Consider the following 11,993-nt stretch of genomic DNA (forward strand, 5'->3'; position numbering starts at 1 on the left):
AGACTCCCTCCATCACCCGATCGCGGAGGTCGCGCAGAGAGCGGAAGGCATCTTCCGAGGCATCTACGACACGACTGGGCGCGCTGATGGTCATCTGGTACCTCAGTCCTATGCACGGCCCGAATGATTCGCGGGCCGTGGTACGGCGTGTCGAGGATTCCATGTCCGGGTCCCGAGCCACATTGCCGCAGGCGTGCCGGGCCTCGGACAGGCTGGCCAAGTAATCCCCATACAGGGTGCGACGTGCTTGCGTCTCTCGATCCGAACGCTCTCGCCTCCATCGTTGACGGTCCAGAAGCATGGCGGATCCTGTGGCGATCGCCGCGCCAACGATGGTGCTGATCAGGGTGATCCACTGCATGGACCGACGGTAGCCACCGTCGCGATGTCCGCGTCGCCTGCGCGGCTGGGTAGGCAGGAGCGATGCGAGGCCAGCACGTTGTGCCACACGTGGCTGGATCTAGCCCTTGTGTGCACTTCGTGTGCGTGTCACACAGTTGGGAGAGGCGGGGTGATCGGGGAAGGGGGAGACGCCACATGTCTACGGTAGGCGATGATCGGGTTGTGCCGTCGGCCTGGGCAATAGAGCGGTTTGGGCAGTATGCCGAACGGCTCGCCGTTGCGGTTTCAGTGGAGCTGGCCAGGGCTCATGCGCGTGCTCACGCCGTGCACTTGGCCGCGCGGCTGAAGTAGCGAAGCCCTTACGGTGCCACCCTGGCCGAGGCGGTTCGCGAGAACCTGACGGACGTGGCGCTGGAGCTGGGGGAAGCTGTACGGGACGTACGCGGGTATGAGTACGCCGTCATCAATGATTACGCGCTCTTCCCCTTCAAGTACGCCAACCGTCCGAGGCCGCTTGATCGTGCTCGGCTTCTACTGCGGCACCACCGACGTGCCACTCAACATCGACCACGTACGGCCCAGATCGCGGGGCGGCTCGGACCGTGTCTCCAACCCTGGCCTGCATTCCCTGGAACCAGGCCATGGGCAATCAGCCGGTGGAAGAGTTCGCTCCGAAGCGGGCCGCCGACATCCTGCGCCGGGCCAAGGCCCCGTTGCGGGACGCCGCCGCCGTCAACTCCACCCGCTGGGCCCCATGGTAGGCACTCGATGCGATGCTCCCCACCCACACAGCGCCGGGTGGCCGGACCAAGTGGAACCGCACCCGCAACGGACTCCCCAAGGCACATACCCTGGACGCCCTCGCCGTCGGCAAACTCGACTCCATCACCGAGACCGTCACCACCGTCCTGACCGCCGGGTGTTCGGGGCGCGGCACCCACGCCCGCACCCGCGCCGACAAACACGGCTTCCCCCGGCTCCGCCTCCCCAGGCAGAAGCAGTTCTTCGGCTACCAGACCGGCGATCTCGCCCATGCCATAGTGCCCACCGGCAAGAAGGCAGGTACCCACACCGGATGCGTAGCTGTACGGGCCACCGACAGCTTCAACATCCGCACCGCTCACGGGACCGTCCAGGGCATCAACCGCAAGTACTTCCGTCTGCTGCAATGAGCCGACGGATACGCCTACACCACCCAACCCGAAGGCGCACTCAGCTCATCGTCGCCACCAGGGGTCTTGGCATCGCCTTTGTCCTCTTCGGCCTCACCCTGCTGGTCCTCACAATCCTCACCGCGCTGACCGGCCGGTGACCCAGCGGTTGTACTGGCCTCGGGCGGCGATCAGCACCCCGGTGGCGAACCCGGCAAGTGCGATGAACAGCATGGGGTTGACCCACACTGGGACAAGTTCGATGACTGTTCCGTCGCTCAGATAACAGTCATGGGCAAGCGGGAACGCCCGTTCGCTGTCCTCGGTGTATCCCGGCACATCCGAGCACGCGTTGCGCAATTTGGGGCCGCCCAGCCACCCTTCCCCGAAACCGACCGTGTAGGTGACGACGAACACGCTCACGCCGAGCACCATCAACTCCACGCCCCGCCCCCGGACCGTACGGGAGAAGAACCAACGGTGTGCCGCCGCCAGGTGGGCCACCTTGGCGATGATCACCATGGAGCTGATCGTGATCACGGCCATGAGGAGGACGGCTATGGCGCTGGACATAGGTCCATCGCTGTTCAACCGGCTCAGCCCCAGTCGCCGTTGATCCAGGCGAGGAGTCGGGGACGTTCCTTGTACGAGCACACCGCAGCCCTGTCGGAAAAGACCGCGGTGGAGGTTGCGCCGTCCTCGGGAATGACCTGTCCATATTTGTCTGCAAGCCGTTCAACATCCCGCGAGTCGAACGACCGCTGCGAAATACCACCGGGCCCGTCGGGGGCGAGGCAGTCGCCCTCAACCGGCTGGCCGAACCACCAGCCGCTCACGAACACGGCGTACAGGGTCGCGGTGGCGCCGAGGCGGCGTGGGGTTATCCAGGCAGGCATCCGGCGAGTGTCGCACGACACGGCGGAACGGAATTCGAGGTCAACGCCCCTGTCGGCTACCGTGACCCCGCCCAGACGTCACCTACGAGGTACTGCGTTTCCCTCACGCATGTCCGTGCGGACAGCCACGCGGAGTAGAGATCGCGCAGGTGCTCGTCTTCCCTGTTGGCCTTGACCCGGTCGCGGTACATGACCAGCTCCGAATTGGGCATAGTCCCAATCCAGTTGCCGTACTCCACCAACGCCATGCCCCGGACGCGGGCATCTTCGGCGATGAGGGCCCGGTGTTCCTCGGGGAGAATCTTGGTGATGCGCTCCGGTTGGACTCTCCAGCGCTTACTGTCGCCGTTGGCCGTGCGGCCGATTGTCCAATCGGCGTTGTCGTCCTCGTGTCGTTGGCCATGCCCGCGATTCTCATGGATGCGCCCGGTGGGCTGCTACCCCGCCCCGATGCGGCGGCCCAGGCCAGGATGGCGCCCGCCACCGTGGCGAGGGCGATGCCACCTAGCGACGCCCCAGAGGGCGGCATCCCCGCCATCCACTGGGGAGACGCTCGCCTTGAACCTGACCGCACCTTCACCTGGGTCTACAGCGAACAGCTGCCGGTCGCCCCCCAGCTGCCCGAGTGGCAACCCTGGCGGGTGTGACCGGCCTCGTACCAGCGACAACGTCTACCCCCTCGGGCCGTCCCTGGGCCGCCGCTGGGCCGCGCGAGATCGCTCGGCAGCGACCGGCGGCGACATTCGGTGACTAGTCGCCGACCCGCAGTGACGGTGAGTGCCCTGCCTATGCGTGGCCTCGGCGAGACCGGTTTCCCCCCGAGGGTGGCTGTCAGGCAAGATGGGGTGTATCTGCCCACTCCCAGTTTGCCGGACGGTTTCTCTTGGCTGAGTTCATCTACACCATGCGCAAGACGCGCAAGGCGCACGGCGACAAGGTGATCCTCGACGACGTCACCCTGAACTTCCTGCCTGGCGCGAAGATCGGTGTGGTCGGCCCGAACGGCGCCGGTAAGTCCACCGTTCTCAAGATCATGGCGGGGCTCGAGCAGCCCTCCAACGGCGAGGCGTACATGTCGCCGGGGTACAGCGTCGGCATCCTCATGCAGGAGCCGAAGCTGGACGAGTCCAAGACGGTCCTGGAGAACGTGCAGGACGGCGTCGCCGGGATCAAGGGGAAGCTGGACCGCTTCAACGAGATCGCCGAGCTGATGGCGACCGACTACTCCGACGCGCTGCTGGAGGAGATGGGCAAGCTTCAGGAGGAGCTTGACCATGCCAACGCCTGGGACCTGGACGCCCAGCTTGAGCAGGCGATGGACGCGCTGGGCTGCCCGCCCGGTGACTGGCCGGTGGTCAACCTCTCCGGCGGTGAGAAGCGCCGGGTCGCGCTCTGCAAGCTGCTGCTCGAGGCGCCCGACCTGCTGCTCCTCGACGAGCCCACCAACCACCTCGACGCCGAGTCGGTGAACTGGCTGGAGCAGCACCTCTCGAAGTACGCGGGCGCCGTGGTCGCCGTCACCCACGACCGGTACTTCCTGAACAACGTCGCCGAGTGGATTCTCGAGCTCGACCGCGGCCGCGCCCACCCGTACGAGGGCAACTACTCCACCTACCTGGAGAAGAAGCAGGCGCGCCTCAAGGTCGAGGGCCAGAAGGACGCCAAGCGGCAGAAGCGCCTCAAGGAAGAGCTGGAGTGGGTCCGCTCCAACGCCAAGGGACGCCAGACCAAGTCCAAGGCGCGCCTCGCCCGTTACGAGGAGATGGCCGCCGAGGCCGAGAAGATGCGGAAGCTGGACTTCGAGGAGATCCAGATCCCGCCGGGCCCCCGGCTGGGCTCGATCGTCGTCGAGGTCGAGAACCTCAGCAAGGCGTTCGGCGACAAGGTGCTCGTCGACGACCTCAGCTTCTCCCTGCCGCGTAACGGCATCGTGGGCATCATCGGCCCGAACGGCGCGGGCAAGACCACGCTGTTCAAGATGATCCAGGGCCTGGAGCAGCCGGACGGCGGTTCCATCAAGGTCGGCGACACCGTCAAGGTGAGCTATGTGGACCAGGGGCGCGCCAACATCGACCCGAAGAAGTCGCTCTGGGCGGTCGTGTCGGACGAGCTGGACTACATCAACGTCGGCCAGGTCGAGATGCCCTCGCGGGCGTACGTCTCCGCGTTCGGCTTCAAGGGGCCGGACCAGCAGAAGGCCGCCGGAATCCTCTCCGGCGGTGAGCGCAACCGCCTGAACCTGGCGCTCACCCTCAAGGAGGGCGGCAACCTGCTGCTCCTCGACGAGCCGACGAACGACCTGGACGTCGAGACGCTGTCGTCGCTGGAGAACGCGCTCCTGGAGTTCCCGGGTGCCGCTGTCGTGATCTCCCACGACCGGTGGTTCCTGGACCGCGTGGCCACCCACATCCTGGCGTACGAGGGCGACTCCAGGTGGTACTGGTTCGAGGGCAACTTCGAGTCGTACGAGAAGAACAAGGTCGAGCGTCTCGGTGCGGACGCCGCGCGCCCGCACCGCGCGACGTACAAGAAGCTGACCCGGGGCTGATGTACCGGTGACGCGACACGTGTACTCCTGCCCGCTGCGCTGGTCGGACATGGACGCCTTCGGGCACGTCAACAACGTGGTCTTCCTCCGCTATCTGGAGGAGGCCCGGATCGACTTCATGTTCCGGCTGGCGCCGGGGGACGGCTCGCCCTCGTTCTCGGGTGGGTCCGTCGTCGCACGGCACGAGATCGACTACGTACGGCCGCTGGTGCACCGGCATGAGCCGGTCATCGTCGAGTCGTGGGTGACGAAGATCGGCGCGGCCTCCCTCACCATCGCGTACGAGATCAAGGACGCCGAGGGCTCCGGGCAGGTGTATGTGCGGGCCTCGACGGTCGTGGTGCCTTTCGACCTAGAAGCCCAGCGGCCGCGGCGGATCAGCGCCGAGGAGAAGTCCTTCCTCCAGGAGTACGTCGACGACTCGGCATCGGGGCCGAAGGGCTCCTCGGGGGCGTTGGCCGCATGACGAACGCGTCTCCGGCGTCGCGTCCGGAGCGTCCTGAGGGGCCTGAGGGGCCTGAGGGGCCTGAGCGTCTGGAGTTTGCCGATGCTGGGGAGGCGGCGGATGTCGCCGCCTTCCTGGCCCGGCTGCTCCGCTACGACAAGGCCGCCGCGGTACGGCTCCAGGCGGGCGGCGGGGCGCTGGCCGTCTTCGGGCGGCCGCCGTCGTTCGAGGTCCTGGCGATCCGTACGGCGCGGCTCGGGCGGCCCCGCGAGCTCGATGTGACGGTGTCCGCGGGGGAGTTGCTGGAGTCCGTCGACGAGTCGGTGGGTACGGCCCTGGTCCCCGAGGCCGTCACCGGGCCGCCCTGGGCCGGGGTGCTGCCGCCGCGCGCCGGATGGCAGCGGCTGCCCGGGCTTCCGGCGGCCGACGAGGTGCGTCGCCTGGTGGCCGAAGCGGTCGCCGCGTTCCGGGTACGCACCGAGGAGCTGCCGCCCGACAAGCGGACCCGCTCCGAACTGGACCGGATCGGGAGCGAGGTGTGGTCCCGCCCCGTCGGCGACACCGACCTGCCGGTACGGGCTGCGCACGCCGCGCAGGCGCTGGGCTTCCTGAGGCCCCCCGTGGCGGACGGCCCCGTCGCGCCACTGGACCTGCTCGGCGCCGGTGCCTGGCTTCGGCTCCGCACACCGTACGGGTCGATCGCCCTGCGCAGGGCGGGACTTGGCGCGCTCAGCGTCACCCCGACCTGAGCGCCTGTCTCTGAGAGCCCGCAGGCGAACCCGGCTCAGCTGTCGGTGTCGTCGGGCCACACCCCGATGTGGTCCTGCTCCAGCTCCAGCATCACCCGGTCCCGCATCTCCAGCGACGCCGTGTACTCGGCGGGCAGTTGCAGCCGACCCGCCCGGTCCAGCATCGCGTACTCGCGCGCCACCACCGACTCCTCGCCGGTGGCCGCGTCGACCTGGGTGCGGCGCAGCACCTCGGTGGCGGTGCGGCCGTCCCGGATGGCGACCGTACGGCGGACCTCTGACGCGACGGACTGGTCATGGGTGACGATCACGACGGTGGTGCCCAACTCCTCGTTGGCGGTACGGAACGCGCCGAAGATCTGCTCGGCCGTCGCCGAGTCCAGCTCGCCGGTCGGCTCGTCGGCGAGCAACACCGCGGGCTCGTTCGCCAGCGCGACGGCGATCGCGACCCGCTGCTGCTGACCGCCGGACATCTGGTGCGGACGGCGGTCCCGGCAGTCCGCGACCCCCAGCAGCGTCAGCAGCTCATCAGCGCGGGCACCCCGCGCCGCGCGCCTCCCCCGACGGCCCCCGCCACCTCCACCTCCCCTACCTCCACCACCACGTCCCCCCAACTGCATGGGCAGCGCCACATTCTGAGCTGCGGTCAGATACGGCAGCAGATTGCGCGCCGTCTGCTGCCATACGAAGCCGACGACCTCCCTGCGGTAGCGCAGCCGCTCCTTCGCCCCCATCGCCAGCAGATCGCGGCCCGCGACCCGCGCCTGGCCAGCCGTCGGCTCGTCGAGCCCGGCGAGTACGTTCATCAGCGTCGACTTTCCGCTGCCCGACGCTCCGACCAGCGCCATCAACTCGCCCTCCCGGACCAGCAGATCAAGCCCCTGGAGGGCCTGAACCTCCACCCCGTCGGCGGTGAAGATCCGTACCAGCCGGTCACAGGTGATCAGCGCGTCATGGCCGTAGCCCGGACGGTCCCGGCTCGCGGATGCCCGCCGCTCCAGCTCCGCCAGGGTGGTGGTGCCGGTACCAGTTCCGGTGTCGGTGTCAGTGCCAGTGTCGGTCGTCAACGGGAGTCTCCTGCCCTGAGCTCGCTGGTGGCCGTCCGCCGCGCGGTCCACCACGCCTGGACGAGGGAAACGCCGGTCGCCAGCACCACCACGCCCAGCGCGGGCAGCAGCAACGACCAGGTGTCGGTCCGCAGTTGTACGGCGCCGAAGCGCTCAAAGCCGGTACGCGCGGCGAGCGCGATCCGCCCCAGGTCGACCCCAGGCGCCAGCAGCGCCGTCGCCGCCCAGCCCACCAGCGCCCCGCCGCCCGCCGCGAGCAGCGCCTGCGGCAGCGACTCCCACACCAGCAGCCACCGGGCCTGCCGCCGGCCAAGCCCCATGGTGCGCAGCCGGGCGACCAGCGCACGGCGCTCCGCGGCGGTTTGCAGGAGCGAGAGCAGGATGGTCAGCGCGGCGTATCCGGCACCGGCGGCGATGGCGGCGGCATAGAGCCGCTCGGCGCCCGACTGGAGGGGCGAGTCGGCGAGTTCGGCGTAGGCCTCGGCGCGCGTCCCGATGTTGGCCTGGCCCGCCGCCGTGCTGACCGTCTCGCGCAGCGCCGCCGTGTCGATGCCGGAGCCGGTGGCCAGCAGCGCGGAGTCCGTGAGGCGCGGCAGCCGCCGTCCGTCGATGAGCAGGAACTCGCCGTCGGGCAGGGCGGGCGTGGTCTCCCGTACGCCGGTGACCCGGGCCGTGAAGGCACCGGCCGCCTGCTCGAAGGAGTGCTCGCCGCCGCCGAGCAGCTCGGACACGCCCGGCGAGGCGATAGCGGGCAGAGTGCCGGAGCGCGGCGCCGCCAACTCGGCCTCGGTGACGGCGCCGAGGCCGGTCTCCTGGGAGATCCTGGCGTAGGTCCGCGGATCGACGGCGATCAGCTGGGCGTAGGAACTGTCCGGCATTTCCAGGTCCACGTTCAGGTGTACGGCGGCGACCTCCCGTACGCCCGCCACTTGGCCCAGCTGACCGGCCAGCGAGTCGGGGAGCGGTCCGCCATGCCCGTCGACACGGATATCCGCGCCCACCGTGAACACCGCCGCCCGGTCCCGCGCGTCCGTGACCCCGGCGAGCACCGAGCCGCCGAACGCGGCCATCGCCAGCGCGGTCAGCAGCGCGAGCAGCGGCAGCGCCTGCGCGGCCGGTGCCCGGCCCGCACGGGCCAGTGCCAGGAAGCCGACCGCGCCCCGGCGCCGTACCAGCGGTCGCAGCACCCACCGCAGCGGCAGCGGATACAGCCGTACGAGGACCAGCGCGGCGATCACCGAGACCAGCACCGGGGCCGCGCTGACCAGCGGGTCCGCCTCATCCGTACCCCGGCGCAACAGCGCGGCCACCGCACCTGCGGCGAGCACCAGACCGGTAAGCTCGGCGACGGTGCGCCGCGCCGACGGGCGGGCCGTCGCCACGTCGTCGCGACCGCCATGCGCCCGGAGCCTGCGGTGCGCCAGCGCGGCCCACACCGGAAGCGCCGCGCAGGCGACCACGGCGACGGCCCCGGCGGCGAGCAGCGAAGGAGCCGTACGCGCTTCGGGTACGGCGAGCCGCGCGAGCAGCCAGCCGAGCGCGGCCGCGGGCACCGCCACCACCAGCGTCTCCGCGCACAGCCGCCCGGCGACGCCCCGCACCGAACCGCCGCGCGCCCGCAGCAACGTCAGCTCATCGCGGCGCCGACTGGCGGCCAGCCGTCCGGCCATCAGCAGCACGATCACCGCGACCGTGCCGATGCCGAAGGCGGCGACCGCGACGACCGGGGTCGCGGCGTCGCGCAGGTCACCGTAGGAGGTCAGCACCGCCCCGAGCCCTGAGCTGGCGTCCAGGTGGTTGTGTGCGGTGACCTCGCGCAACTCGGTGAGCAGCGGGCCCTTCTCGAGGGCGGCGAGCTGTTCCTTCAGTGCGGGGAGATCCCGCGCGGTCAGGTCGCGGGTGTCGGGCGGGAGGTGCCAGTACGCCTGGGGGATGTCGTCGACGCCGAGCAGGAACGGGCCCGCGTCAGGGGCGAGCAGCAGCCCGGCCTTCCAGTAGAACAGCGGCTCCAGAGGGTTGCCGTCGGGGGTGAGCGCGGGCGTACGCAGGGCGGTCTCGTACGACCAGTAGTTGCCGTCCGGCCGCAGCGGCTCGACGATGCCGGAGATCCGCACCTCGCGCTGCACGCCGCGTCCGAAGGCGGGGAAGTGGACGGCGGACCCGACCTTGAGTTTCAGCGCCTTGGCGGTCTGCACCGTCACGGCCGCCTCGACCTGCCGGGTGCGGGCGGTCACCTTCCCGTCGGTGGTGGGCAGTTGGCCCTCGACCACGCGTGTGTGCTGGCCGAGGCCCGCCTGCGCGGCGAGGATGAACTCCGGGTCCACGTTGTCCGGGCGTGGCAGCCAGGCGTCGGTGGCGGCGAGTGGTTTCTGCGGCCGTGCCCCGTAGGCGGCTTCGGAGCGGTCCACGGCGAGCGGGGCGGGCAGGCTGTCGACGATGTCGGCGTACTGGTCGCGCAGCAGGTCGTGGCGCATCAGCTTTTCGCGGGCTGCCATCTCGGGGCCCATGATGAATGTGGTCAGTTCGATGGTGCTGGTAAGGGCACCCGCGTCCGCGACCGCGTGCCGCAGCCCCCGGTCCTCGTACGCGTCCACCCCGCGCGGAAACACCGCCGCAAGGAACGACGTCAGCAGGACCAGCGTGAACAGCGCCACGGCGGCCCCCGGCGCCGCGCGCAGCCGGGTGCGGATCCAGGGGGCCACCGGAGCCACCGGCGCAGCGGACTTGGGCATCTCAGTTGCCTCCCTCGTGGCGCAGCGACACCGCCGGGTCCCCCCGGCGCAGCGCGATGGCCACCACGATCAGCAGCGGTACGGCCGCCACCCCGGCCAGCAGCGCCAGCACCCGCCCGAACGGCAGCTCGACCAGCACCGGCGGCACCGGCTGGGTGGCCTGCGCGGTCAGCACGATCAGCGGGACCACGGCGCGCGCCAGCACCGCGCCCAGCGCGAGACCCACCAGCAGCGCCAGCCCGATCAGCAGGCCCTGCTCGGCGGCGATCAGCCGCGCAAGCTGGCGGCGCGGCGCCCCCAGGGCCCGCAACACCGCGAACTCCGCCGCCCGTTCACGCAGCGACCCGGCCGCGCTGACCGCGAAGCCGACGGCGGCGAGCGCGGCGGCGACCAACGCCAGCGCCAGCAGCGCCGACTGGGGCCCGGCGCCGAGCGGGTCGTCGCGCAGTTCGGCGGCGATCTCGGCGCGTACCAGGACCTGGGACGGGTCGATGTCGGGGCGGGCGCGCAGTTCGGCGGCGACCCGGGCCGCCTGGCCGGGGGCGGTGGTCAGCCACCACTCGGTGGGCGGCACGGCGGTGCCGCGCTGCCAGGCGGCCGCGTTGACGGCGCGCAGGTCGAGCAGCAGGCCCCCGCCGTCGGTGTCCCCATCGCCACCAGTGCCCGCGCCGGTGCCAGCGCCGCTTACCGTGTCGGCGCCGTCGTTGCCGCCGCCGAATCCCGTGGTCGGCAGCTGGGGCACCGCCTTGGCGATCGTCACCTTGTACGTCTGGTCGCCGAGCGGCACCTCCAGCTTCTGCCCCACCTTGGCGCCGCTGGATTCCAGGAAGCGATCGGTCGCCACGGCGGTGAGGGGCGGCGGCGGTCCGGAGGGCTTCGCCGCGACCCGCACCTGACGCCTCAGCTGCTCCGGCTCATCGAACGGGTACTGCGGCTCATCGGACGGCTTTACCCCGGACAGATAGCTGACATCGAGCAACTGCCCGTCCCGGGTACGGGGTTTGAGCGTCTCGTACGGGCCCTCGTCGTCGCCCGACCGGACGAGCAGGGAGCTGCCCGACGCCTCCCAGGCGAATCCGTCGGCCGGTTCGACGGGACGGGCCTCGCCATCGCCCACCGCGCGCGGCCGCTCCACGGTGAGCCGCTGCCGCTCGTCGGGGCGCGGCGACTGGTCGACGCTCAGGTTGAGGCCGTTGACCGTGTACGGGCCCGTCAGCTTGGCGGCGGCCAGGTCCAGGGTCAGGGTGCGCCGCTTACCGTCCACGGGTGGCTCGCCGAGCGGTAGTTGGTAGGTGATGCCGTACCGGTCCGCGATCGTCACGGTCAGCGTGGCGCGCGGCGTGGGCTTCGCAGCGGCGGCGTCCACGGGCGCGACCCGTACGTCCAGCTCCAGCCGTCGGGTGTCCTTGGGCAGCGCCACCCCGGGCACGCCGACCCGCTGGGGGGCCACGGCCCGGGTGAGCGCGGCCGGATCGCCGAGGTCCTCGCGGAGCAGCAGGCCAGAGCGCGCGTGGTGGGTGTCCAGGGCGAGTACGGTCGCCGTGCGGTTCGCCGCCAGGGTCAGGTCCGAGCGGGCCGCGGGCGCCGCCTCGCGTACGCCCTTGACCGCCGCGTACACCCCGCCCTGCTCCGGCACCGGCATACGGGTGCGCAGGACCCGTACTTCGGAACCGGCCCGGAAATCGGCCTGGTCCTCCTGCGTACGGTCCCAGGAAGCGCCCTGCCCGATCGCGAGCATGCCCATCGCCACCGCCAGCACCAGGAGCAGCACCGGACCGGCGCCGCGCGAGGGGCGGCGGCTCAGCTGCCAGCCCGCGAGCGCGGCGGGCAGCCCACGCCCCTTGGCCGCCCGGCGCTCGCCGAGCCGGGCCACGGGCGGCAGCAGCCGCAGGGTGAGTACGGTGCCCGCGAGCAGGGCCAGCGCGGGCGCGGCGACCAGCAGCGGGTCGACGCCCAGATCGCCCGCGCGGTCGCCGCTGAGCACACCGCTGCCGGACGTCTGCCGGTCCAACTGCCAGTACGCGACCCCCGCGATGATCAACAGCCCCACATCGGCACCCGCG

Annotated in this window: 11 protein-coding genes; 5 read left to right on the top strand and 6 right to left on the bottom strand. The window is 70.9% G+C overall.

Annotated elements, in window-relative coordinates:
• Positions 1-1,115 precede the first annotated feature (1,115 nt).
• Entirely contained in the window at positions 1,116-1,514 is a 399-nt protein-coding gene (locus tag GCN81_RS31850) for a hypothetical protein (RefSeq protein ID WP_197287606.1), read from the top strand.
• 117 nt (positions 1,515-1,631) lie between these two features.
• Here the strand turns inward: GCN81_RS31850 and GCN81_RS13025 are convergent, their stop codons facing one another.
• The 3 genes from GCN81_RS13025 to GCN81_RS13035 all read right to left on the bottom strand — a co-directional run bounded on the left by GCN81_RS13025 (position 1,632) and on the right by GCN81_RS13035 (position 2,601).
• A complete protein-coding gene (locus tag GCN81_RS13025; RefSeq protein WP_197287607.1) occupies positions 1,632-2,015 on the bottom strand; it encodes a hypothetical protein in 384 nt (127 codons plus the stop codon).
• Between the two features lie 74 nt (positions 2,016-2,089).
• Positions 2,090-2,389: a hypothetical protein gene (locus GCN81_RS13030; RefSeq protein ID WP_156724723.1), complete on the bottom strand. Its 300-nt coding sequence runs from the start codon at positions 2,387-2,389 to the stop codon at positions 2,090-2,092.
• Positions 2,390-2,445: 56 nt separating this feature from the next.
• Positions 2,446-2,601, bottom strand: coding sequence for a hypothetical protein (locus GCN81_RS13035; protein ID WP_156724724.1), 156 nt, complete (start codon positions 2,599-2,601; stop codon positions 2,446-2,448).
• Between the two features lie 189 nt (positions 2,602-2,790).
• Here GCN81_RS13035 and GCN81_RS13040 point away from each other — a divergent pair, with 189 nt between their 5' ends.
• The 4 genes from GCN81_RS13040 to GCN81_RS13055 all read left to right on the top strand — a co-directional run bounded on the left by GCN81_RS13040 (position 2,791) and on the right by GCN81_RS13055 (position 6,131).
• Entirely contained in the window at positions 2,791-3,036 is a 246-nt protein-coding gene (locus tag GCN81_RS13040) for a hypothetical protein (protein ID WP_156724725.1), read from the top strand.
• A gap of 236 nt (positions 3,037-3,272) precedes the next feature.
• Complete coding sequence (ettA, locus tag GCN81_RS13045) at positions 3,273-4,937, top strand: energy-dependent translational throttle protein EttA (protein ID WP_156724726.1); 1,665 nt, start codon at positions 3,273-3,275, stop codon at positions 4,935-4,937.
• A gap of 7 nt (positions 4,938-4,944) precedes the next feature.
• The gene (locus tag GCN81_RS13050) at positions 4,945-5,403 is read left to right on the top strand and encodes an acyl-CoA thioesterase (protein WP_156724727.1); all 459 of its coding nucleotides are present in this window, start codon (positions 4,945-4,947) and stop codon (positions 5,401-5,403) included.
• The gene (locus GCN81_RS13055; RefSeq protein ID WP_231626688.1) at positions 5,400-6,131 is read left to right on the top strand and encodes a hypothetical protein; all 732 of its coding nucleotides are present in this window, start codon (positions 5,400-5,402) and stop codon (positions 6,129-6,131) included. Before GCN81_RS13050 ends, GCN81_RS13055 begins: the two co-directional genes overlap by 4 nt.
• A gap of 35 nt (positions 6,132-6,166) precedes the next feature.
• Here GCN81_RS13055 and GCN81_RS13060 read toward each other — a convergent pair whose 3' ends face one another.
• The 3 genes from GCN81_RS13060 to GCN81_RS13070 form a co-directional block, all read right to left on the bottom strand.
• On the bottom strand, positions 6,167-7,198 hold the full coding sequence (locus GCN81_RS13060) for an ABC transporter ATP-binding protein (protein WP_156724728.1): 1,032 nt from the start codon (positions 7,196-7,198) through the stop codon (positions 6,167-6,169).
• Positions 7,195-9,930 carry an FtsX-like permease family protein gene (locus GCN81_RS13065; RefSeq protein WP_156724729.1) on the bottom strand — a complete coding sequence of 912 codons (2,736 nt, stop codon included), beginning with the start codon at positions 9,928-9,930 and terminating at the stop codon, positions 7,195-7,197. Before GCN81_RS13065 ends, GCN81_RS13060 begins: the two co-directional genes overlap by 4 nt.
• A gap of 1 nt (position 9,931) precedes the next feature.
• Positions 9,932-11,993: FtsX-like permease family protein (locus GCN81_RS13070; RefSeq protein WP_156724730.1), on the bottom strand; the 2,062-nt coding region annotated here is incomplete at its 5' end.

This window comes from Streptomyces apocyni, from assembly GCF_009739465.1.
Lineage (GTDB): Bacteria > Actinomycetota > Actinomycetes > Streptomycetales > Streptomycetaceae > Streptomyces > Streptomyces apocyni.